The sequence below is a fragment of the Chryseobacterium sp. CBSDS_008 genome, assembly GCF_049959325.1.
Taxonomy (GTDB): Bacteria; Bacteroidota; Bacteroidia; order Flavobacteriales; family Weeksellaceae; genus Chryseobacterium.
The window spans coordinates 3,787,123-3,811,586 of record NZ_CP188202.1 but is presented as its reverse complement, the minus strand read 5'-3'; the positions used below and the strand labels follow the sequence as shown (position 1 = coordinate 3,811,586).

Genomic DNA, 24,464 nt, shown 5'->3' with positions numbered 1-24,464 from the left:
TCTCTATTTCAAATAAGATGAAAAACATTATCTTTTATAACCAGCTCTGATTAAAAAACCTATGATTATTGCCGAAGAAGTACAAAACCAACTCCATAAAAGGGAATTTCTGGAATTCCCGGCCCGCCTTTATCAACATGACAAAAATTATATCCGCCCTTTAGATAAACATATTGAGGAGATTTTTGACCCTGAAAAGAATAAATTTTTTAAAAACGGAGAATGTAAAAGATTTCTGTTTAAAAAGCACAATAAAACGGTTGGTAAAGTAGCTGTTTTTATCAATGGCTGCTATGAGCAAAAGCAGCCTACGGGAGGAATTGGTTTTTTTGACTGTATCCATGATCAGGAAACTGCCAATTTTATTTTCGACCATTGTAAAAACTGGCTTCAGGAAAGAGGAATGGAAGCTATGGACGGGCCTATTAATTTTGGAGAAAGGGACAAATTCTGGGGACTTTTGATTGAAGGGTTTATTGAACCTTTATTTGGAATGAATTACAACTTTCCTTATTACAAAGATCTTTTTGAAAATTATGGGTTTCAGATTTATTTTGAACAGCTTTGTTTTACCCGACCTGTTTTTGCAGAAGTTTCGCGAATCTTCACAATTGCCCATGAAAAGAACAGAAGAAACCCGGCAATTTCAGCCCAGCCTATGAAAAAGAATAATCTGGCCAAGTTTGCAAAAGATTTTACGGAGATCTATAATAAAGCTTGGGCTTCTCATGGGGAAGGAAAACACCTGGAAGAAACCAAAGTTCTGAAAATGTTCAATACGATGAAACCTATCATCAATGAACATATTTCGTGGTTTGTATATGAAAATGAAAAACCGATTGCCATGTGGATCAATATTCCGGACCTCAACCAGTGGTTTAAATATGTCAATGGAAAGTTTGGTGTGTTTGAAAAGCTCAAATTTTTGTTGTTGAAACGTTTTAAGAAGAATGAAAAAATGGTGGGACTTGTTTTTGGTGTAGTTCCGGAATGGCAGAAGAAAGGTATTGACGGCTATATGATCTGGGAAGGAACCCAGCATTTGAGAAAGCATACAGATTTTAAGATTACAGAATTACAGTGGATTGGTGATTTTAACCCTAAAATGATCAAGATTGCAGAAACTCTGGATACAACGGTTACCCGAAAACTGGCTACGTACCGGTATCTGTTTGACAGAAATAAGGAGTTTGAGAGACATCCCATGTTATAGTTAATAGTTAAATAAATTTCACTACTGAATATTAGTTGTATTTTTGAAAGTAAATTTTTAATAACCTAAATAAAACCATATACAATGAGAAAAATCATTATAAGTATCTTATTAGTATCATTCATTCCTCTTTCTGCACAGCAGATGACTACATTGAGTTATGACGGATCACGATTACTAAATCACACGTTTTATCAGAATGGAGATTCAACCGGTAAAGGAATCAGCTATGATGACATACAAGGCAGTCCTTACTATGATAAAGCATTTTCACCTGCTAAATTTATTGTTGCTGACAGAGCTGAAACTGCTGTAGCACGTTATAATATGTACTTTGATGAAGTAGAGTTCAAGAAAGATGAAGAAACGTATTCTTTAGTTTCAGACAGCCCTTTTACCAGAATTGAATTTACAAGAACAAAAGAAGTATTGGTAAAACTTGATACTGGTGATGATCTAAAGGGATACTTTTTTGAACTTGTAGGTGGTAAAAATACACTTTATAAAAAAGTAAAAACAGAGTTTAAGAATGCTTTTACCGCCCGAAATTCATATGAAATGGATAGACCGGCGAGCTTTAATGCACTGGATCCTGTTTACTATATCAAAACAGAATCGGGATATATTAAAAATCCAAAGAAAATAAAAGAGATAACAGAAGCTTTTCCGGCGAAAAAAGATGATATTGAAAATTTCGTAAAATCAAATAATATTAAAATAAATAAAGAAGGAGATCTCATTAAACTGGTTAAGTTCTTAAACTGACTAGTCTTGAAAATCTGATATAGATTATAGGACAAAAAAATAATTAAACCAAAGCAACTTTTATTTTGCTTTGGTTTTTGTTTTTATAGGGTTTCATTTTAATTATTTTTAAATGTCATCGCTTTTAATGAATCCTCCATAACGGGTTGTATGTATCAATATTTAAGGACCTGACACCTGATTAAAAAGAGCTGTCTCAAAAGTGACACAGCTCCTCTTAATTTGTTATTTTTTCCACAAGTATTTTCTAAGTAGAAAAAAGAAAAGTGATATAAATAAAACAATAGCAAAAGGCCATAAAAGCAGATTGGCTACTATATATAAAGTTACAACAGCTATAAAAAAAATAATAATAATGGTTAAGAATAATCCTTCTTTTCTGAAATTCTTCAAAAAATGATATATAAAGAACATGGCAAATCCGAAGAAAGCAAATTGTCCAAAATTATTCCTCAAATAATCGTAATTTGAAATATCATTATAAGATGTACTCAACCAGGTGTAGCCAAAGAATAATACTCCTAAAAAGGAAGTAACCATTATTATGGCATTCTTTAATTTGTATGATTCCATACCAAGTTTTTTAGTGAAGTTAATTAACAGCCAGCTGCTTCAAGACAATCCACAGCTCCCCAACCGGCACTTGCAAAACCAATAACAGCACCTGCCCATCCAGAATAAAGACTTCCTGCTCCGCCTCCAAGTATACCTCCTGCAACGGCACCAAAGATTGTTGAAGCAATCATTCTTGGCTTCCATTTTTTCACACATGCCTGACATGCAGCAAGATTTCTGTTTGCCGTTTGATTATCTATTTTTGCACAAGCCTCATCCACAATATACTGGATAAATTCTCCGTTGCTGCCATCATACCGCAATTCCGGATATTTTTCCAAGACGTTTGTCAGCTTTTTATCAATATTTGTTAGAGCATACCCTACCTGATCATTTGTATAACCAGTTAATTCTAAAAAATACTGTTCTTTCCCAGCTTCAAAATCTTCATCTTTGTAGTTAGCAAGGAATTGATCCTGATTAGGAATATCAGAAATAAAATTAATAAGGTCGTTGCCCAAACCGATAAAATCTTCATCCTTAGACAAAATATCTATCAGTTCTTCAGATGTCACAGCCCTTCCTGCAACATTAGTGTGCTTTTGAAATTGTTCCTGTGGAACATCATTATTAGACTCCAGCTCGCCACTACAAGCGAAAAAAACGGTTAAAAGTGCTACCGCTGAAACAAACAAATTAATTTTCGTGAAAATGTCTTTTCTCATGTTTTTAAGCTTTTATTGTTGATTATTAATTTTTTGTACGATAAATTTAAAAACAATTTCTCTTTTCTAGAAATAAATTATTTTTATAATAATTATTTATATTTTCAATTAGTCATAACAGTTTTTCTTCTAAAGCCTGATATATCTGCAGAACAACAAGGAATTGTAAAGTATGCTGGCAATGCCCAATTATCTCATAATCACAAAAAAAAAGACTGCCCTTTTGGGACAGCCTCCTTCATTTTGGTACTTTTATTAGAATAGCTCACCGGCTATTTTTTTGATATTATCACTCTTACCCATTGAGTAAAAATGCAGAACGGGAACTCCGAAATCCAGAAGTTCTTTACATTGAGCAATAGCCCACTCTACCCCGATCTGCTTTACAGCTTCATTATTTTTTGCATTTTCCACTTCATTGATCAGTTCTTCGGGAAGATCTATTTTGAATACCTGTGGCAGGATTTTCAAATGTTTCTTTGTTGCGATAGGTTTGATTCCCGGAATAATTGGAACTGTAATTCCCATTTCTCTTGCTTTCTGAACGAATTCTATGTACTTTTTATTGTCAAAGAACATTTGGGTAACGATATAATCTGCTCCGGCATCTACTTTTTGTTTCAGCCACTTCAGGTCATAATTCATGGAAGGGGCTTCCATATGTTTTTCCGGATATCCGGCAACACCGATGCAGAATTTATTTAATTCATCACATATCTGTTCTTCGTTATGAAGGTATTTTCCTCTTCCCAGGTTATTAATCTGGTTCACAAGATCCATCGCACTCGGATGTCCTCCCTGAGTAGGTTCAAAATACTGGTGTCCTTTCATGGCATCTCCCCTTAAAGCCATTACATTATCAATTCCAAGGTACATACAATCTACCAGAAGATATTCTGTTTCTTCTTTCGTAAAGCCTCCGCAAAGAAGGTGTGGTACTGTATCTACATTATATTTATGCTGAATAGCGGCGCAAATTCCCAGAGTTCCGGGACGCATTCTTGTAATACGGCGTTCCATGAGGCCATTTCCTTTGTCTATATAGATATATTCTTCCCTGGATGTCGTAACATCAATGAAAGGTGGCTTGAATTCCATCAACGGATCTATATTCGTATAAAGGTCTTCAATTCCGATTCCTTTCTGTGGCGGAACAACTTCTAAGGAGAATAAAGTTTTTCCATTTGCATTTTTAATGTGTTCTGTTATCTTCATGTCAATGTTAATCTGCTAAATTGGGTGACAACCATTTTCTCGCTTCCTGGATACTACAACCTCTTCTTGCTGCATAATCTTTAAGCTGGTCTTCTGTAATTTTTCCTAATCCGAAATATTTGGCATGCGGGCTTCCGAAATAATATCCGGAAACAGATGCTGTCGGGAACATGGCAAGGCTTTCTGTAAGGAAAACTCCTGTATTTTCTTCTACTTTTAAAAGATCCCAGATTGTTTTCTTCTCCAAATGATCAGGACACGCCGGATATCCGGGAGCCGGACGGATACCTTTGTACTTTTCGGCAATAAGTTCTTCGTTGCTTAAGTTTTCCTGATTGGCATATCCCCAGTATTCGGTTCTTACTTTTTTATGTAAGAATTCGGCATAGGCTTCTGCAAAACGGTCAGCCAGGGCTTTTACCATGATGGAATTGTAATCATCATGAGCCTTTTCATATTCGCTGGACAGTTCATCAGTTCCAAATCCGGTGGTTACACAGAATGCTCCCATATAATCGGTTTTACCTGAGCTTTGAGGTGCAATAAAATCACTCAGAGCCAGATAGTCTTTGCCTTTTGATCGCTGAGCCTGCTGTCTTAAGGTTAGAAACCTCGCCTGCTCGTTATTATTTTCATCAAAAATTAAAATATCATCAGATTCATTGGAATTGGCTTTAAAGATTCCGAATATGGCCTTTGCTGTTAACAGTTTCTCATCTAAAATTCTCTTCAGAATAACCTGGGCATCTTTGAATAGTTCTTTTGCCTGGGCACCTACTACCTCATCTTCTAAGATATTCGGATATTTCCCGTGGAGATCCCAGCTTCTGAAAAACGGAGACCAGTCGATGAAAGGGACTAATTCGTTCAAATCCTGATTTTTGATTACTTTTATTCCTATAGTATTCGGAGTGAAAATCTCTTCATTTTCCCAGTCAATTTTAAAACGATTTTCTCTTGCTTCTTCAATGGAAACATAATCTTTATCCACCTGTCTGTTCAGGAACTTTTCCCGGAAATCGGAATAGTCATTCTTTAAATCAGAAACGTATTCTTTATTTCTGTCACCTAATAATGAACTCACAACATTTACAGCTCTTGAGGCATCATTTACGTGAACAACTGCATTTTTATATTTTAAATCAATTTTCACGGCAGTATGTGCTTTGGAAGTTGTAGCACCACCGATCAATAAAGGAAAATCTAAGTTTTGTCTTTCTAATTCTGAAGCGATGTACACCATTTCGTCCAAGCTTGGTGTAATCAGGCCGCTTAACCCTATCACGTCTACTTTTTCTTCAATGGCCGTCTGGATAATCTTTTCAGCCGGAACCATCACTCCAAGGTCAACAATTTCATAGTTGTTACAACCCAGAACAACGCTCACAATATTTTTACCGATATCATGAACGTCCCCTTTTACTGTTGCCATTAATATTTTTCCGTTGGCAGGTTTTGAGCCGTCTTTTTCAGCTTCAATGAAAGGCTGTAAATAGGCAACTGCTTTTTTCATGACCCTTGCAGATTTCACTACCTGAGGTAAGAACATTTTTCCGCTTCCGAATAGATCTCCTACAACTCCCATTCCTGTCATCAGATTAATTTCAATGACATGAAGCGGTTTTGCAGCCACTTGTCTTGCTTCTTCTACATCTTCTTCAATAAAACGGTCAATTCCTTTTACCAGGGCATAGGTAATTCTTTCCTGCAATGGATTATTTCTCCATTCAAGGTCTTCTGTTTTTTCTTTTTTTACGGATTTATGCTTTTCTGAATAATCAAGAAGCCTTTCTGTAGCATCTTCCCTTTTATCCAGAATTACGTCTTCTACAAGCTCCAGTAATTCTTTATTGATCTCATCATACACTTCCAGCATCGCCGGGTTTACAATACCAATGTTCATTCCTGCCTGAATGGCGTGGTAAAGAAAAACAGAGTGCATGGCTTCTCTTACGGTATCATTTCCGCGGAAAGAGAAGGAAACATTACTTACTCCTCCACTTACAGAGGCATAAGGAAGATTTTGTCTTACCCAGCGTGTCGCTTCAATAAAATCGATGGCATTTCTTCTGTGTTCATCCATTCCTGTCGCTACCGGGAATATATTTAAGTCGAAAATAATATCTTCTGCCGGAAAGCCAAGCTGGTTTACCAGAATATCATAAGACCGTTTTGAAATTTCGATTCTTCGTTCAAAACTGTCAGCCTGCCCTACCTCATCAAATGCCATTACAATAACTGCCGCGCCATATCTTTTAATGGCTTTGGCATGTTTGATAAATTCTTGTTCACCTTCTTTTAAGCTGATAGAATTCACTACACACTTTCCCTGGGCTACCTGAAGACCTGCTTCAAGGATTTCCCATTTGGAGGAATCAATCATAATCGGAATTCTTGCGATATCCGGTTCGGAGGCAATTAAGTTCAGGAATTTGATCATGGATGCTTTTCCATCAATCAGTCCGTCATCGAAGTTGACATCCAGAATCTGGGCGCCTCCTTCTACCTGATGGCGGGCAATATCTAATGCTTCAGAGAATTTTTCCTCTTTGATCAGTCTTAAAAATTTTTTGGAACCGGCAACATTGGTTCTTTCACCAACATTGATGAAATTACTCTCCGGTGTTATGATAAGAGGCTCAAGGCCTGATAATCTTAAATACTTCATTTTATTCTTCTAAAATATAATAGGCATTATTGGCATTCTGCCGCAATAAATCCCTGTGCTTGCTTAAAGCTGTAATCAGTGGAAACCTTTTATATGCTAAACCATGTTCTTCAGCAAATTTCTCAATCTCCTCTGTGATCTCGTTGTAATACATATAACTGTAATTGGGAAACAGGTGATGGGCCACATGAAAATTAAAATTCCCCAGTATATTTCTTACCAACCAGTTATTTTCTTTTAAATCATTGGTCACTTCAAACTGATGTCGAAGCCAGCTGAACGGAAGACCTTTTTCTTTATTTAATATTGGAAAGGCATTATCAGGAAGCGGATGCAAAGGCAGTAAAACAAACAATGCAAAAATACTTGCTGAAATCACCTGTAAAAACCACGCTCCTAAAGCCAACCCTATTGATACTTTAAAGAACATTACAGGAACCACAATCTGATAAAAGAAATAGAACAGTTTATAGCTTATCATTTTCACTTTTTCAATAGCGGGTATTTTTCCCTGGGTTTTTAAAATCACTCTTTCTTTGTCAAAGAAGTCTCTGAAGTCTCTTATAAACATCCAGTTGAACAAATACAACGGATATACTAAAAAGAAGAACTTATCCTGATACTTCTGTACTCCTTTCGCTTTGATCCACGGTACGATTAAAAGTAATCCGCTCTGTTCGATATCTGTATCCCATCCATCTACATTCGGGTAGGCATGATGGCTTGCAATATGTCTTTTTTTCCAGATATAGGAATTGGCTCCTACAAAATCAAAGATGTGAAGAACCAGCCCGTTCAGCTTTTTACTTTTATAAATATTATTATGAGCCGCTTCATGAATGAGATTTAAATAAATTAAGACCAAAGAAATTCCCATCAAAACAAAACTCAGAATATAGATCCAATGTTTCTCGGCATTCAAAAGAGCCAGAAAATAAAATCCAACGTAGATCAGCGGAAGAACAACCGCCTTGATCTGAATATAGATATCCCTGTTCTCAGAAATGGCTTCTACCCTTTGGTTCACTTTTTTTCTCAATTCATTAAACAGTTTTGTATCCTCTGAATCTTTTAAGTAAATCGGCTTTTCCATATAGTTAACTTTGTGGTTTACTTAAAGTTAATATTTATATTTCAGCCTTCATTCTTGATTTTGATTAAAAAAATCTATCAAATCACACAAATTCCTTCAATTTTCTAGGCGGATAATTTTTTACCAGCTCAGCAATCGCTTTAATATGTTCAGGAGTTGTACCACAGCATCCCCCGATAATATTGATCAGCCCTTTTTCTACATATTCTTTGATCTGTCTTGCCATATCTTCAGGCGTTTCATCATATTTTCCGAAAGCATTCGGTAAACCGGCATTCGGGTATGCTGAAACGTAGAATTCTGAATTATGAGCCAGTGTTTCAAGATAAGGGGTCAGCTGATCGGCTCCCAATGCACAGTTGAACCCTACGCTTAATAAATTCAGGTGGGAAACGGAGATCAGGAAAGCTTCTGCGGTCTGTCCACTCAATGTTCTTCCTGAAGCATCGGTAATGGTTCCTGAAACCATGATCGGTATTTTAATTCCTCTTTCATCCTGCAGTTCATCAATCGCAAATAATGCTGCTTTTGCATTCAAAGTATCAAAGATGGTTTCTACCAGAAGGATATCTGATCCTCCATCCAGCAAAGCTTCACACTGCTGCCTGTAAGCGACTCTCAACTCTTCAAAAGTGATGGCTCTGTATCCGGGATCATTCACATCAGGACTTAAGCTTGCCGTTCTGTTCGTTGGCCCGATAGATCCAGCTACAAATCTCGGCTTATCCGGATTTTTCGCAGTGTATTCATCACAGGCTTTTCTTGCAATTTTTGCAGATTCATAATTCAGATCATACACCAGATCTTCCATGTGATAATCTGCCATCGCAATGGTAGTTCCGGAAAAGGTATTGGTTTCAATGATGTCTGCTCCTGCTTCCAGGTATTTCTTGTGAACTTCTTCAATTGCCTGAGGCTGTGTCAGAGAAAGCAGGTCATTATTTCCTTTTACCGGATGCTCCCAGTCTTTAAAACGCTCTCCTCGGTAGTCTTCTTCTTCAAATTTATACCTCTGAAGCATCGTTCCCATGGCACCGTCAAGAATTAAAATTCTTTCGGATAAAGCTTTATATAATTGTTCTGAATTTTTCATTTTTATCTATTTTAGGTATTCCCTCAACGGTTTGAATTAATCTAAAGCCTGCTTCAGATCTGCAATAATATCGTCTACATTTTCCAGTCCTACTGAACAACGTACCAGCCCTGCAGTAATCCCTACCTCATTTCTTTCTTCGTCTGATAGTTTGGAATGTGTAGTGGATGCCGGATGCGTAACGATCGTTCTTGTATCACCTAAATTGGCAGAAAGCGAACACATTTGTATCTTATTTAAAAAATTTCTTCCGCCTTCTATTCCGCCTTTTATTTCAAACGCTACGATATTTCCTCCCAGCTTCATCTGTTTTTTGGCGACTTCATAGCTTGGGTGGGATTTCAGGAATGGATATTTTACGAGTTCTACATTAGGATGACTTTCTAAGAACTCGGCTACTTTCAATGCATTCTCACAGTGTTTTTCTACACGGATAGCCAATGTTTCAAGGCTTTTTGATAATACCCAGGCATTAAAAGGAGATAATGCAGGTCCTGTATTTCTTGCGAAAAGATAAATTTCTCTGATCAGGTCTTCTTTTCCTACGGCTATTCCTCCTAGAACCCTTCCCTGCCCGTCAATTAATTTCGTTGCTGAGTGTACAACAATATCTGCACCGTATTTGATTGGCTGCTGAAGATAAGGGGTTGCAAAACAATTATCTACAATAAAGATAAGATTATGTTTTTTGGCGATCTGTCCGAAAAATTCAAGATCCAGAATTTCAATAGCCGGATTGGTAGGCGTTTCAAGATATAAGATCTTTGTATTGGGTTGAATGTATTGTTCAACATTTTTTGCATCACCTGCTTTGAAGTAAGAAGTTTCAATATTCCATTTCGGGAAATATTTGGTAAACAAAGTATGTGTAGATCCGAATACAGACTGACAGCTCACGATATGATCTCCGGCATTTAATAGTGCTGCAAATGTAGAATAGATAGCGGCCATTCCTGTAGCAAAGGCATATCCTGCTTCTGCGCCTTCCATTTTAGCAATCTTATCGGTAAATTCTGTTACGTTTGGATTAGAGAAACGGCTGTATAAATTTTTTGGTTTTTCTTCGGCAAAGCTTGCCCTCATATCTTCCGCATCCTGAAATATAAAACTGGAGGTAAGATATAATGGTGTAGAATGCTCGTCAAATTGGGTTCTTTCCGTTTGGGTTCTTATTGCTGATGTTTCAAAATTTTCCATATAGTTTTAATTTGTCAATTTACCAATATATCAATCTAACAGTGCAACAATGAGATTCTTTGCTATGCTCAGAATGACAATAATCAATATTGGTAAACTGTTACATTGTTAGATTGTTACATTACATATTATTTCGTTTCACTTACTCTTAAAATATCTCCGAATACGCCTCTTGCCGTCACTTTTGCCCCGGCTCCGGCTCCCATAATCACAATTGGATTTTCACCATAGCTTTCTGTATAAATCTCAAAGATGGAATCAGAACCTTTTAATTGTCCTAAAGCTGAAGTTGCCGGAACAGAAATCAGTTTTACATCTAATTCACCTTTGTCTTTCTGCAGATCACCATGTAAATCTCCTACATATCTCAGTACATGCCCCGGTTCCTGGTTTTCTTTTATTTTCTGATATTCTTCGTCCAGTTCTTCCAGTCTTGAAAGGAATTCTGATTTTGAAACTTCAAGTAAGCTTTCCGGAACCAGATTTTGAACACTGATATCTCCGAATTCGTTGATCAGGTCTAATTCTCTTGCCAGGATCAATAATTTTCTTGCTACATCATTTCCTGATAGGTCTTCTCTCGGATCCGGTTCTGTATACCCTTTTTCCAAAGCTTCGTTGATGATGGTTGAGAATTTATCTTCTCTCAAAGAAAAATTGTTGAAAACATAGCTTAGTGTTCCGGAGAATACGCCTTTGATTCTGGTTATATTTTCTCCTGAAAGGTGTAATAATTTGATGGTATCAATTAACGGCAACCCTGCGCCCACATTGGTTTCATACAGATAGCGTCTGTTATTTTTATTCAACGTATATCTTAGTTTTCTGTATTCTTCTATCGGAAGGGTATTGAAAATTTTGTTGGAAGAAACCAGATCGAATCCGTTTTCTGCCAAAGCGTGATAGTTCTTTACAAAATCTTTGCTTGCTGTGTTATCCACAACGATAAGGTTCTCCAATTGATTTTCATTGGAGAAATTAATCAGTTCTTCTACACTCGATGGATGTTCTGCTGTCAAAACCTCATCGCCCCAGTTGGCATCAAATCCTTTTTTGTTGAAGGCAATTTTCTTTGAGTTGGCTACTGCAACTACTTTAAGGTCTATTTTTTTACGTTTTTTAATTTCTTCGGCAGATTCAAGCACCTGTTCGATCAGAGTTTTTCCTACGTTTCCGTGACCAATAATTGCCAGATGAACGGTCTTTGGCTTTTTGAAAATTTCAGATTCTATGATATTTCTTGTTTTTTCATCCTGTGAGGAAGTCACAACGATGTTGACTCTGTTTTCTCCTGCCACCTGATTCAAAAGCAATGGGAAAACATTGTTTCTTGCCAGCTCGGCAAAGACTTTATTGAAATCTTCTGCTACAAAACCGATCACAGAAACATTATTGATACTATAGATCTGGGAAACTTTTCCGGACTTTCTTTCTGCTTCAAACTCATTAATAAGACAAGCTACTGCTTTTTCTGCATCAACTTCCTGAACCAGAATAGAAATTCCGTTTTCTATGGCCTGCTGGGAAATTACTCCCACACTGATGCGCGCTAAAGTAAGCGCTTTAAAAATTCGTCCGTCAATCCCGATTTCACCCAGGAAATCTTCTCCTTCAAATTTGATGATTGATCTGTTCTTCAAAAATTTTATTTCGTTAGCATTTTTCATTACTTCTATAAAATGTTTTTAATGATATTATTTAATTGTTGATATTCCATTAGGAAAGCGTCATGCCCGTGTATAGATTGGATCTCGTGATAAGAAACATCCTTATTTTTCTCTTGTAAGTTTTCAAAACACATTCGGATTTCAGAAGCCGGGAAGAATAAGTCTGTATCTACGGAGATCATGTGCATTCGCGCCTGTATGTTCTCCAGTCCTGTCTCATCAGCATTGATATTCATCAGGAGATGATTCATCAGTTTGTATGCTTTTAAACTAAACCTCTCGTTTAGTGCATTACCATGATAAACCAGCCAGTCTTCTGATTCCAGGCGTTGTTTGTCCTGGTTATATTGGTTTTGAAATCTGTCATTGAGTGACTGTGGAGTTCTGTAACACAACATGGCATGAATTCTCGCTTTCTGTAATGGTTCTTCTTTATCATTCAATAAAAATTTCTGAACCAGACATTGGGCATGAAGCCAATCGTGTGTTCTGTAATCACAGGCAATAGGAATAAATATTTCTGCGAGATCCGGCTGCCTGGCAAGCATTTCCCAGGCAATGCCTCCTCCCAGAGAGCCTCCTATAATGGCATATAGGTTTTTGATATGTAAAGCTTCAAGCCCTTTCAGAAATATCTGTGCGATATCTGAAGGCGTAAAGTCTTCATAATCTTCAATTAAAAAATTGTCATATCCGTTTCCGGGTATGTTGAAGCACAGCACTGTATATTTATCGGTATCAACAATCTGATTTTCTCCTACCAGCTGCTTCCACCATCCTTTTTCTCCGGATACATTTGAGTTTCCGGTAAGAGCATGGTTGATTAAAATGACAGGGGCTGTAAACAGATTTTTCCCAAAAAGCTGATAGCTTAATGAGATATGGTATTCCTTTTGGGAATTGGTTTGATACGAAAGATTAATATAGTTTAGTTCTGTTTTCAATTCTATTAAATTTTAATACAATTGAAAATGCCACAGGAAATGGCTGAAAAGAACTTCAGTAAGTTATCTGTCCAAAATACTTTGGTAGAACGTAGCACCTTCTTTGCTTGCGCAAAGGGTTGCTAAGGTTTCATAGGGTCTAATCCCTCAACCTTTCTTGATAACATTTTCAATATTTGAATGAACGAATGGTGCAAAGGTAGCTCTTTTCTTTTAATTTCAAAAAAAAATTATTTTAATATTTAAAAAAGCCCTTAAATACAAGTATTTCAAAGCTGTATTAAGAATTATTCAGATGAAAAAAATTGGAATTACTTTTCAAAAAAACTAACTTCGTATAGAAAAGTGATGAGATATGACCGCCGAAAAAGAAAGACTACAAGATACCAAATGGAAAAACTGGGGACCTTATGTAAGCAACCGGCAGTGGGGAAATGTACGCGAAGATTATAGCCCGAACGGGAATGCATGGAATTTTACCAATCATAGCAATGCCGAAAGCTATGCCTACCGATGGGGTGAAGAAGGTATTGCCGGAATTTCTGATGTAAAGCAGCTTTTATGTTTTGCTTTCTCATTTTGGAATAAGAATGATAAAATGGTAAAGGAAAGATTCTTTGGATTGAGCAACCCTCAGGGGAATCATGGGGAAGACATTAAAGAAATCTTTTATTATCTGGATAATACGCCTACTCACAGCTATATGAAGATGGTGTATAAATATCCGATCAATGAATTTCCTTATGATGAGCTTGTTGCAGAAAACGGAAGACGCAGTAAAAAGGAACCTGAATATGAGCTATTCGATACCGGAATTTTCGATAATGATGAATATTTTGATATTTTCATTGAGTATTGCAAAGCCGATCACAATGATATTCTGGCCCGAGTAACAGTCTGCAACCGAAGCCAGCATAATGCACCTATTGTTGTAGCACCTACAGCATGGTTCAGAAATAACTGGAAATGGGGTTACAATACTTATAAAGGAGAACTGAGTGCTTCTGATGACGGATGTATAAATATCGGGCACGACAGTATTCCTATCAAAAAGTTCTATTCCCGGAATCCAAATGCACAAAGTGTATTCTGTGATAATGAAACCAATACCTCCAGGCTTTACGGAGCTCCTAAAACAGAGGATACTTATTATAAAGATGGAATCAATAATTTCATTATTCATGAAACCAATACCATAAATCCTGAACAAAAGGGAACAAAAGCTTCTTTTCTGATTGATGAGCTTATTGGAGCTGGAGCATCAAAAGTTTTTGAATTCAGATTATGTCCCGATGAGACTGATGAGCCTTTTGAAAACTTTGATCATATTTTTGACATGCGACAGGCTGAAGCTGAAGAATTTTATAACGAAATTCAGAGTGACACCGTAAATGAAGACGAAAGAAATGTTCAGAGACAGGCTTTTGCAGGACTTCTCTGGAACAAGCAGTTCTATCATTATAATATCGGAAAATGGCTGAAAGGAGATCCTAATTTTGAGGCTCCAAGAAACTTCAACGAATATGTAAGAAATACAGAATGGAATCATCTTCACAACAAGGATATTATTTCCATGCCTGACAAATGGGAGTATCCATGGTATGCAACGTGGGATCTGGCATTCCACTGTGTGCCTTTTTCTATCATCGATGCTGAATTTGCCAAAGGACAGCTTTTACTCCTTACGAAAGAATGGTACATGCATCCTAACGGGCAGCTTCCTGCCTATGAATGGAATATGAGCGATGTGAATCCGCCTGTACATGCCTGGTCCTGCTTCCGTGTTTTTAAAATTGATGAAAAAAATAACGGAAAGCCGGATTTATTATTTTTAGAGAAAGTATTCCAGAAACTGCTGCTTAATTTTACCTGGTGGGTGAACCGAAAGGATAAAAACGGTAAAAATATTTTCGGAGGCGGTTTCCTTGGGCTTGATAATATCGGGGCTTTTGACCGGAATATGGTTTTAAAAGATGGCCAGCACCTTGAACAGGCAGATGGCACCAGCTGGATGGCCATGTATGCACTGAATATGATGCGTATTGCCATGGAACTTGCCCAATATTACCAGGTATATGAAGATATGGCGATCAAGTTTTTTGAACATTACCTTTATATCGCTGAAGCCATGGAAAACCTGGGTGAAGGAACAAAAGGCCTGTGGAACGAGGAAGACGGATTTTTCTATGATGTATTGCAGCTTGGAAACGGAGACAGTGTTTCTTTAAGATTAAGGAGCATTGTAGGCTTGATTCCTCTGTTTGCTGTTGAAATTGTAGACCACCGTCTGTTGGAAAAGATGCCGAATTTCAGAAGCAGAATGGAATGGATCCTAAAAAATAAACCGGAACTTACCAAACTTGTCTCCCACTGGGATGAGGAGGGACAGGGACGAAAGCATCTGATGAGCATCCTCCGCAAAAACAGGCTTACTAAAGTTCTGACCAGAATGCTTGACGAAAAAGAATTTTTAAGTGCTTATGGAATCCGTGCAATGTCTAAAGTATATGAGGAAAATCCGTTTGTATTCTCCGTGCATGGAACAGAAAATATGGTGTATTATACTCCTGCAGAAAGTGACAGCCGGATGTTTGGCGGAAACAGCAACTGGCGCGGACCGATATGGTTTCCTATTAACTTCCTGATTGTAGAAAGTCTGCAGCGCTTCCACTATTATTACGGAAACAGCCTGAAGGTAGAACTTCCAACGGGAAGTGGTGATAAAAGAAATCTTGATGAAGTGGCTCAGAATATCAGCAAAAGACTTTGTTCAATATTTTTAAAGGATGAACACGGGCAACGGGCTTTCAATGGGGGAAATCCAAAATTCAATTACGATGAACATTTCAGAGATTATATTACCTTCTTTGAATATTTCCATGGAGATAACGGCCGTGGTGTAGGTGCTTCTCATCAGACAGGATGGACTGCTACTGTGGCCAAATTAATAAAGCCAAGACTTACCATTTAATGAGTAATAGGTAATGAGTAATATAAAAGAGGCTGTCTCAAAAGTGTCATTCTGAACACAGGCTGAAAGTCTGCGAACGTAGTTCATAAATGCAATGAAGAATCTTATTAATGAGATTCTTCCTTCGTCAGAATGACAAAAGCCAAATTATTTGGCTTTGTGACAGCCTCTTTTTCTAAGAGATTAAATTTTTTCTCCGTTCACATATACTTCGTATCCGATTTCTACATTCGGTTCTAATGTTTTCGATACGGAACAGTATTTTTCAAAAGAAAGTTCTGCAGCCTTCAGTGCTTTTTTAGGATCAATTTCTCCTTCTAAAAGGAACTTCAGGTTGATAGATTTAAAAGGTTTCGCATCCTCTACCTGTACTCTTTCTCCTTCTACTTCTGCCTGGAAACTCTTGATTTCCTGACGCTGCTTTTTCAGAATAGATACCACATCAATTCCGCTGCAGCCTGCTACAGCCATCAGCACGCTTTCCATAGGAGAAACCCCTTTTGCTCCCGGCTGGGAAGTGTTGTCTAAAAGGATAGAATTTCCTTGTGAGTTGGTGCATTCAAATAAAAAGTCGTCGTTTATTCTATTAAGTGTAATTTTCATTGCTTATTGCTTATTGCTTCTGCAAAGTTATAAAATTCCTCTCGCTTTTATCTCCAGATATTTATTGATAACATCGATATTCAAATTTTCCGGAAGGGTATATACCGTATAAATTCCATATTTACGAAGCTCCTGAATGATCAGTTTCTTTTCAAATTCAAACTTTTCAGCAATGATCTCATCATAGATTTCCTGCATATTTTCAGGATTTTTATTAATCAGTGTCTGCAGTTCTGAGTTTTTGAAGAAGACCACTACCAGTAAGTGATTTTTAGCAATTCCGCGAAGATATTTTAATTGCCGGTTCAGCCCATCCAGCGTTTCAAAGTTGGTAAAAAGCAGAATTAAACTTCTTTGATTGATGGAATATTTTACATCCTGATACAAACGGTTGAAATCACTTTCAAAGAAATCTGTTTTAATATTATAAAGCGCTTCTGAGATTTTCTTAAGCTGCCCGGATTTATTATCAGCCGCAATTTTATTCTCAGCTTTTTTGGAGAATGTCATCATTCCGGCCCGGTCTCCTTTTCTCAAAATAATATGAGACAATGCCATGGTTGCATTGATGGAATAATCCAGTAAACTTAATCCGTTAAAAGGCATTTTCATCGTTCTTCCTTTATCAATCAGCATAAAAATACGCTGTGATTTTTCATCCTGAAACTGGTTTACCATCAGGCGGTTGGTCTTGGAGGTTGCCTTCCAGTTGATCGTTCTGATATCGTCTCCGGGTACATATTCTTTGATCTGCTCAAATTCCATCGTGTGTCCCAGCTTTCTGACTCTCTTGATTCCTCCTAATAAAAATTCACTCTGAATGGCCATAAGCTCATATTTTCTGAGATGAATAAAGGATGGATAAGAAGGCAGCATAGCATCTTTCTGGAAGATAAATCTTTTTGAGATCAATCCCAGTGGTGATGATGCATACACATTCAAGCCTCCGAAATGATATTCTCCTCTTTCTTTGGGCTCTAGTGAATATTGAAAAAAGGTATTCGCTCCTGAAGCAATCTGCTTTTCGATCAGAAAATCTCTTTTCTGAAACTGGAACGGGATTTCATCAATAATCTTAGTAGCTATAGTAAAGCTGTAATTATTCTTGATATCAATTTTAACAAAATTTTCATCTCCGTTGGACAGTTTTTCCGGCAGAATTCTTTGAGCCTGCAATGCATTCTTTTGATTAAAAAGCAACAGAAAATCTACCATTGCTGTCAGAAAACAGATCAACAGTACGATATGAGCTGCCCACATCAGCACCGGAAAGAAAAATGCCAGGACATACAGAACTCCCACTCCGATGAGCGCAAAAAAGAAACGTGTATTGATGTATAAGTTTTTCATTGGTTAGGTTGCAGATGAAAGGTTTTAGGTGGTCGTTTATTAGCTTTTTTACAATCATTATTATTGTAAGGAATTAATGAGGCCGTTCAACATTTTAGATATTTCTATAATCTTTTCATTTAATTTTAAATACTCATTTTCATTTAAAATTGAGATTTTTTGAAATGATTAATTGTGCTTCACTTCTGCGCAACTGCCTCTTGATATTTTTAAAAACTGCAGATAATCAGGTTTGCTTCTTCTTCCCTCAGCAATGTTAGAAGGGATAGAAACAGCAGCTCTTCTGATTTGTGATATTAATCCATAGACTTCGGCTTTGGGAAAAGTTTCGGTAATCCTATACATTTCAGTAACAAAATCAATAGACTTCTGCCAAACTAAAAGCTCTTTAAAATTTGCCATTCTGCAGCTATTTAAACATTCACCCACTATCAACTGCTACCTGCCACCTATTATCTACTATCTATTAATCTATCTAGGAATCTCTATTCCTTCTAAAATCTGACGGATAATTTCATCTGCAGTAAGACCCTCCATTTCTCTTTCGGGAGATACAATTACTCTGTGTCTTAAAACAGCATAACTTGCTTCTTTAATATCTTCAGGAGTTACAAAATCTCTTCCCCTAAGTGCTGCAAATGCTTTTGAAGCTGTAAGAAGTGCCAGTGATGCTCTTGGAGAAGCTCCCAGATACAAAAATTGATTTTCTCTGGTATTGATAATAATCTTAGCAATGTATTCCATCAATTGTCCTTCCACAATGATTTCTTTTACCAGATGCTGGTAGCTCTTCAACTGTTCGGCTGTGATAACCCGGTTTACCCCTTCTGTCTTATCTTCTTTTTTACTTTCATGCTGATTTTTAATGATCGCTATTTCCTGCTCAAGATTAGGATATCCTACATTGATTTTGAATAAGAAACGATCCAGCTGAGCTTCCGGAAGCCGGTATGTCCCCTCATGTTCTATAGGGTTTTGTGTTGCAATTACAAGAAAAGGTTCTTCCAAAATATAACGGGTACCGTCCATTGTGATCTGCCTTTCTTCCATTACTTCAAATAAGGCAGACTGCGTTTTGGCAGGTGACCTGTTGATCTCATCAATCAATATAAAGTTGGAGAAAATGGGTCCTTTTTTAAATTCAAATTCTGAGTTTTTCACATTGAATACAGAAGTTCCCAAAATATCAGAAGGCATCAGATCCGGAGTAAACTGAATTCTGCTGAAACCTACGTCAATAGTCTTGGCCAGTAATTTTGCGGTAATCGTTTTGGCTACTCCCGGAACACCTTCAATAAGAACATGACCGTTGGAAAGTAATGCTGCCAAAAGATGCTCAATCATTTTTTCCTGGCCTACAATCACCTTTCCTATCTCTGATTTTACTTTCTCTAAGCTGGCACGAAGTTCGATCATATCAATTCTCGACTGAAACTGCTCTTCCTGCTTATTAAGGTTAATAGAGCTTTGGTTTTCTATATTGGGGTTATCAAAGTTTTCCATAATAAAATTTAATTTATCATTCTAACAATGTAAGAATCTATAATTGTATCCTTCCTGTGAATACTGATTATAACATTGATCAATTCTACATCATTAGGTTATTATATTTTTTATATTATTTAAGTATTTCATCAAGGAGCATATTGATCCTTGTAAGGTCTTCCTTCATTACGCTGTCGTAAGGGTCTTGGGCTTTTTTGATAAGTACTATCGCTTCACCTATCATTTCTACTGGCTTTCCGGTTTTCAACTGTAATTTTTTCGCAAATTCCTCATCCAGATTCTGGGTATCTATCAACAGATCCATTCTCACTTTATTTAAAAAATACTGTGCTTTCTTGGCCATCATATCATGAAAATCACCTTCCTGAAGATACAGATTTCCAATACTTTTTACAAAATCCAGGGAAGTATTCCTCAGCGGCTCTTCTACAGGTACTATTCTCTGTTTTCTTTTTGCATTAAAAAAAATGAAAAGAATAAGCCCGCCCAAAAACACCCACCATGCATATTTTAAAGCCGGATTTGATAAAACAAACCTCATAAAGAAACGGGATGCAGAACTTTTATTGGATACAAACCAAAGGGTTTCCCTGTCCTGTAAATACGAAAATACATCCTGAGCATATTTTACTTTTCCGGGTTTCAAAAGGTAATAGTTGGTCAGAAAAAGAGGTTCGGTATGAGCATAGATATGTCCTTTTCCAAACTTCACTTTGATAAAGTTGGCCTGATCTGTATTCTTTTTCTCCACCGTTTTCCCAAGGACTTCCACTTTAGGTTTGATAAATGAAAATCCTCTTCCGGATGGAAATTTATCTAATCTGATAAAATCATTCTGAAATTTTTTATCAGTAAGCTTCAGAACATTTTCTTCTTCAAAAGATATTTCTGAATCGTAATATCCGATACTGTCTGAAACTTCTTTCGGCATACGGGTCACCATCAGAAATGCATCTGAACCTTCCGATACCTGAGACAGGATTTTTTTCCATGACTCACCGTCAAGGGTGTTTTCAATGACTACAATATTGTGAGCTCCTTTTTTATGCTGGCTGTAATATTCATAAGGAACCTGCTCAATCTTCTGCAGATTGTTTTTAAAAAGATATTTGGCTTCATTATTAAAAACAAACAGCCCGAACGGAGACTTTTCATTGATATCAAAATTCTTGCGCCAGTCTGTTGTTTCTTTTTTGTTAACTTCAAGCAATGCCAGAATAATCATCACAACGATGAAAATTGCAGCATATGTTTTGAAAGTTTTATTCATGGTTACTATTGTTATGGTTTAAATGCCTGATACTGGTTTTTAAATTTCTGATAGCTTTCTTCTTCAATATTAAATTCTCCATACCAGACATAATCAAAGATATAAGAAAGATTAGAGAATTCCTTTTTCAGATGAGTAGCTTTTAATTCTATGGCATAGTCCTTATTTGTTTTTTCCGGATTCCAGCTGATCAGCTTTTTATCACTTAGTTTTTTAAGAATAAAAAGGAACTGGTAGCGGACTGCAGAACGGTAATCTCCTGCATGTTCAAATTTCGCAATACTTTCAGGAAAATTGATTTCATGGATATTTTCATGGAGTTCCTGCACATTAAGATCCAGTTTTTTATTCTTTTTACCAAAAATAAAATTCCCGTCTTTCCCCAGGATATATCTGATGATGAAATAAAGCAGAAACCCGATCAGGATAATGGCAAAAAGACGTATAAGAACGGTGGTGAATTCTGCTGACTTAGTCAATGTCGTTTCCCCAAAAATACTCTGTATAATCTGATCCAGTTTTCTCATCAGCTTCTGAAAGAAAGATTCTCTCGGCTTTGATACTGAATAATCAAACTCCTTTCCTTTATATCTTGACGGGATATTCTCTTTGAATGTCTTAGGATAGACTGTATTTTCCGATACCGGATTTTTCATCAGCACAGAATCTGCACGCAGCATATTTCTGTAATGTCCGGTGGTATATAATGAATCTGCCAGATCATCAGACCCGGAATTATCATCCTGAGCATGAACCAGCCCAAGAGAGAGAAAAAGCAGTATGAAAAAAAGAATTCTATTCATTGATTCCAATCGTGTCTATTTCTGCCAATTCTACTTTCTGATGAAGATCTGTTCTGCTGTCATAATACATCAATCCTGCATTCACATACATCAGATTGGAAAGAAAAAATGAAAGCAGCATCGAAACTCCATAGAATACAAAAAACAGGATTCCTGCTGTTCCCGTAAAAGGATTCTGCTCAAAATTTCCATCCGGTGTAGAGGTGAGAAGCGAGCCGTAAAAGAAAATCATCGGAATAAATGTGAATACAGATGTTGCCATGTAAATAATAATAAACATCACAAATGCAGATCCCCAATATTTCCAATATGGCGACTTTTCGCTTCCGTTCGGATAGGAAAACTGAGAACGCAAAGCATAGCTCAGACTTCCCCAGAAACCTCTGTCGGAATTAAAATAATCATACATCAGGAATGTAGTGAAATTAAATATCGTAGGATAAAGCAGCAGGATCAGAAACAATCCGATAATAATAAAAATCAGGATGTAAGAAAATCCTACAACAAATAAAATCGCTGGAGTAACAATAAAGATCATTCCAAGGCACAGCTTACCAATTCTTCCGGCATTGTTTTTAAAGTCACTCAGAATTTCATCAGCCTTTATCTTTTCCGCTCCCTGTGCAATTCTTTTTAAATAAAAAACAGGATACAGGTAATTGACAATCATCAGGATCATGAAAAGCAGGAAAGTGAGCAATCCTACCGTAATCAGCATTCCTGAATTTTCCGAAAAGTACTGTTCGAAATAATACGTCTCACCTCCCAAATTGGAACCGAATAGCTGCGAAAAAAGTTCTTTATATCCGAAAATAACAACAGCTACCATTAAGATCAAAAGCAAACCGTTGATCAGAATATAATTTTTAAAATAATTCTTCCCGTATAATTTGAAAAAATTGAAACTATCACTAATAAAAGTTCCAAAATCTCTTTTTTTATAAAATTGTATCATTGATATGTTTATTAGTTTTTTTGTAGACAACAGACGGATAGATGAAGTAATAAAATCCTATAATTGCCAGTGAGCTGAAAATAATAACCAGGTTCAGAAACAAAGGCATCTTCAATGCATGTCTTGTGACATAACCTTCTATAATCCCTGCACAAATGGTGAAAGGAACCGTACTTAAAAATATTTTAAATGAATCTTTAAATCCTTTTTTGAATGAATTAAACCTTGAAAACGTCCTTGGAAATAAAATAGAAGCCCCCAGAATCAATCCGCACATCGCTTCCACCACCATGGCAAAAATTTCAAACACTCCATGAAGCCATATTCCCCTTGCACTGTCTTTCAATGCTCCATAATCATAAAAGAAATACTGGAAAGCACCCAGCATCACACTGTTGGAAAGCAATGCAAACAATGTTCCCACGCCTCCTGCAATGCCATAAATATATAGTTTTGCCCCCACCTGGATATTATTGAAAATAATCCCGATTGTACTTCCCCAGGTACTTCCGCTCTGATAAACACCTACAGCATTATTATTTTTAATATTTTCAACCGTTTCATTCACATATCCTTCACCCAGAATAATATTAACAAAATCTTTATCATAGATTGCAGAAAGCACTCCTATTGATGTAAATAAAATAAAAAAAAGAAATGCATACATCAGATACCTCCGATACTGATACATCAGCAGCGGAACTTCCGTTTTGAAAAAATAAACCAGCCTGTTCTCCTCTACTCTTTTTGTTTTATAGATCTTCTGAAAAATCTGCGCAGATAAATGATTCAGATACACCGTAGTGTTACTTTTGGGATAATAAGTCTGGGCAAAAGAAAGATCATTGATCAGGTTTATATACAGTGAAGACAGGTCATCAGGATTTTTTTTAATTTTACCTTGAATAACCTGTTCGATTCCCAACCATTTTTCTTTATTTTGTTTAATGAAATAAACTTCTCTCATAATTATTAAGGCTAAAATAATAAAAAATATGTCTCAAATTGCGATAAATACCTCACAAAATGTAAATATTAATTTTAATATTGCAGGTGTAGGAGAAAGGATGCTTGCCTTCATTATTGATCTTCTGATCAGGATTGCCTATGTGGTAATTATCCTGTATCTTTTCTTCAGTATTTTTGATTTGGGATATCTTTTGGACGGGCTTGACGGCTGGTCAATACGGGCCGTATATCTTGTCCTTACCTTTCCTATTTATATTTATCCTCTTGTATTGGAAAGCCTGATGGAAGGGCAGACTCCCGGTAAAAAACTCATGAAAATCAAAGTAGTGAAGATTGACGGTTACCAGGCCAGTTTCGCAGATTATATGATCCGGTGGGTTTTCAGAATTGTAGATGTTTCATTTGCCGGAGTAGTAGGACTTATTTCTATGATTGTTTCTAAAAATAACCAGCGTCTGGGTGATATTGCTTCCGGAACGGCTGTTATTTCTCTGAAAAACAATATCAATATCTCTCATACCATCCTGGAAAATATTCATGAAAACTATGTTCCTTCTTTCCCTCAGGTGATTGCTTTGAGTGATAACGACATGAGGATCATTAAAGATAACTACACCAAAGCTTTAAAAGCAGACGACCGCCAAATCATCAACAAACTGTCTGATAAAATAAAAAGTATTCTTAAGCTGGAAATAGATCCCACTAAAATGACGGAAAGGCAGTTTATTAATGTGGTGATTAAAGATTATAATTATTATACGGGAAAAGATAACTAGTCTGGTGAATGGTCAATTTTGCTTCGCAAGTGAATAGTCACCAAAAAAAGAAACTGAATCATTGCTTATTGCTTATTGCTTATTGCTTATTGCTTAAGCAAAGGTCGGTGCAATTTTTGTATAATT

Annotated in this window: 20 protein-coding genes and 1 riboswitch; of the genes, 4 read left to right on the top strand and 16 right to left on the bottom strand. The window is 36.6% G+C overall.

Translation table 11 applies throughout. The features are described 5' to 3' along the window. Nucleotides 1-61 precede the first annotated feature (61 nt). Together ACP3T3_RS17265 and ACP3T3_RS17260 are read left to right on the top strand one after the other, a co-directional pair. Nucleotides 62-1,213, top strand: coding sequence for a hypothetical protein (locus tag ACP3T3_RS17265; protein ID WP_426477020.1), 1,152 nt, complete (start codon nt 62-64; stop codon nt 1,211-1,213). Between the two features lie 84 nt (nt 1,214-1,297). Beyond that, nucleotides 1,298-1,978, top strand: coding sequence for a hypothetical protein (locus ACP3T3_RS17260; protein WP_426477019.1), 681 nt, complete (start codon nt 1,298-1,300; stop codon nt 1,976-1,978). A 596-nt stretch (nt 1,979-2,574) separates the two neighbouring features. Here the strand turns inward: ACP3T3_RS17260 and ACP3T3_RS17255 are convergent. The 8 genes from ACP3T3_RS17255 to ACP3T3_RS17220 all read right to left on the bottom strand — a co-directional run bounded on the left by ACP3T3_RS17255 (nt 2,575) and on the right by ACP3T3_RS17220 (nt 13,135). Beyond that, complete coding sequence (locus ACP3T3_RS17255; protein WP_426477018.1) at nt 2,575-3,258, bottom strand: hypothetical protein; 684 nt, start codon at nt 3,256-3,258, stop codon at nt 2,575-2,577. A 255-nt stretch (nt 3,259-3,513) separates the two neighbouring features. Continuing rightward, nucleotides 3,514-4,473 carry a methylenetetrahydrofolate reductase [NAD(P)H] gene (gene metF / locus ACP3T3_RS17250; protein WP_426477017.1) on the bottom strand — a complete coding sequence of 320 codons (960 nt, stop codon included), beginning with the start codon at nt 4,471-4,473 and terminating at the stop codon, nt 3,514-3,516. A 7-nt stretch (nt 4,474-4,480) separates the two neighbouring features. Continuing rightward, nucleotides 4,481-7,141, bottom strand: a complete 2,661-nt coding sequence (gene metH / locus ACP3T3_RS17245) for a methionine synthase (RefSeq protein WP_426477016.1) — start codon at nt 7,139-7,141, stop codon at nt 4,481-4,483. Between the two features lies 1 nt (nt 7,142). After that, on the bottom strand, nt 7,143-8,234 hold the full coding sequence (locus ACP3T3_RS17240) for a fatty acid desaturase family protein (protein WP_426477015.1): 1,092 nt from the start codon (nt 8,232-8,234) through the stop codon (nt 7,143-7,145). An 82-nt stretch (nt 8,235-8,316) separates the two neighbouring features. Next, a complete protein-coding gene (locus ACP3T3_RS17235) occupies nt 8,317-9,327 on the bottom strand; it encodes a homocysteine S-methyltransferase family protein (RefSeq protein ID WP_426477014.1) in 1,011 nt (336 codons plus the stop codon). 36 nt (nt 9,328-9,363) lie between these two features. Further along, nucleotides 9,364-10,524 carry an O-succinylhomoserine sulfhydrylase gene (locus ACP3T3_RS17230; protein ID WP_426477013.1) on the bottom strand — a complete coding sequence of 387 codons (1,161 nt, stop codon included), beginning with the start codon at nt 10,522-10,524 and terminating at the stop codon, nt 9,364-9,366. A 128-nt stretch (nt 10,525-10,652) separates the two neighbouring features. Beyond that, complete coding sequence (locus ACP3T3_RS17225) at nt 10,653-12,191, bottom strand: ACT domain-containing protein (RefSeq protein ID WP_426477012.1); 1,539 nt, start codon at nt 12,189-12,191, stop codon at nt 10,653-10,655. A 5-nt stretch (nt 12,192-12,196) separates the two neighbouring features. Continuing rightward, complete coding sequence (locus tag ACP3T3_RS17220) at nt 12,197-13,135, bottom strand: alpha/beta fold hydrolase (RefSeq protein ID WP_426477011.1); 939 nt, start codon at nt 13,133-13,135, stop codon at nt 12,197-12,199. Between the two features lie 60 nt (nt 13,136-13,195). Continuing rightward, a riboswitch (SAM riboswitch) is annotated at nt 13,196-13,302 on the bottom strand. Nucleotides 13,303-13,490: 188 nt separating this feature from the next. On the opposite strand from ACP3T3_RS17220, the gene ACP3T3_RS17215 reads away from it, so the two are divergent. Continuing rightward, nucleotides 13,491-16,106, top strand: coding sequence for an MGH1-like glycoside hydrolase domain-containing protein (locus ACP3T3_RS17215; protein WP_426477010.1), 2,616 nt, complete (start codon nt 13,491-13,493; stop codon nt 16,104-16,106). Nucleotides 16,107-16,289: 183 nt separating this feature from the next. Here ACP3T3_RS17215 and ACP3T3_RS17210 read toward each other — a convergent pair whose 3' ends face one another. The 8 genes from ACP3T3_RS17210 to ACP3T3_RS17175 all read right to left on the bottom strand — a co-directional run bounded on the left by ACP3T3_RS17210 (nt 16,290) and on the right by ACP3T3_RS17175 (nt 23,560). Beyond that, nucleotides 16,290-16,709, bottom strand: coding sequence for an OsmC family protein (locus ACP3T3_RS17210; protein ID WP_426477009.1), 420 nt, complete (start codon nt 16,707-16,709; stop codon nt 16,290-16,292). A gap of 27 nt (nt 16,710-16,736) precedes the next feature. Then, nucleotides 16,737-18,059 (bottom strand): DUF58 domain-containing protein, encoded by a 1,323-nt coding sequence (locus ACP3T3_RS17205; protein WP_426477008.1) that lies wholly within the window; start codon nt 18,057-18,059, stop codon nt 16,737-16,739. A 168-nt stretch (nt 18,060-18,227) separates the two neighbouring features. Beyond that, nucleotides 18,228-18,461, bottom strand: coding sequence for a four helix bundle protein (locus tag ACP3T3_RS17200; protein ID WP_426477007.1), 234 nt, complete (start codon nt 18,459-18,461; stop codon nt 18,228-18,230). A gap of 69 nt (nt 18,462-18,530) precedes the next feature. Beyond that, the gene (locus tag ACP3T3_RS17195; RefSeq protein WP_426477006.1) at nt 18,531-19,562 is read right to left on the bottom strand and encodes an AAA family ATPase; all 1,032 of its coding nucleotides are present in this window, start codon (nt 19,560-19,562) and stop codon (nt 18,531-18,533) included. Between the two features lie 115 nt (nt 19,563-19,677). After that, entirely contained in the window at nt 19,678-20,835 is a 1,158-nt protein-coding gene (locus ACP3T3_RS17190; protein WP_426477005.1) for a hypothetical protein, read from the bottom strand. An 11-nt stretch (nt 20,836-20,846) separates the two neighbouring features. Continuing rightward, nucleotides 20,847-21,638 (bottom strand): DUF4129 domain-containing protein, encoded by a 792-nt coding sequence (locus tag ACP3T3_RS17185; RefSeq protein WP_426477004.1) that lies wholly within the window; start codon nt 21,636-21,638, stop codon nt 20,847-20,849. Beyond that, on the bottom strand, nt 21,631-22,593 hold the full coding sequence (locus ACP3T3_RS17180; RefSeq protein ID WP_426477003.1) for a DUF4013 domain-containing protein: 963 nt from the start codon (nt 22,591-22,593) through the stop codon (nt 21,631-21,633). The genes ACP3T3_RS17185 and ACP3T3_RS17180 overlap by 8 nt, the downstream gene beginning before the upstream one ends. After that, nucleotides 22,577-23,560, bottom strand: coding sequence for a stage II sporulation protein M (locus ACP3T3_RS17175; protein ID WP_426477002.1), 984 nt, complete (start codon nt 23,558-23,560; stop codon nt 22,577-22,579). The genes ACP3T3_RS17180 and ACP3T3_RS17175 overlap by 17 nt, the downstream gene beginning before the upstream one ends. A gap of 28 nt (nt 23,561-23,588) precedes the next feature. Here ACP3T3_RS17175 and ACP3T3_RS17170 point away from each other — a divergent pair, with 28 nt between their 5' ends. Beyond that, nucleotides 23,589-24,338, top strand: coding sequence for an RDD family protein (locus tag ACP3T3_RS17170; protein ID WP_426477001.1), 750 nt, complete (start codon nt 23,589-23,591; stop codon nt 24,336-24,338). Nucleotides 24,339-24,464: the final 126 nt, after the last annotated feature.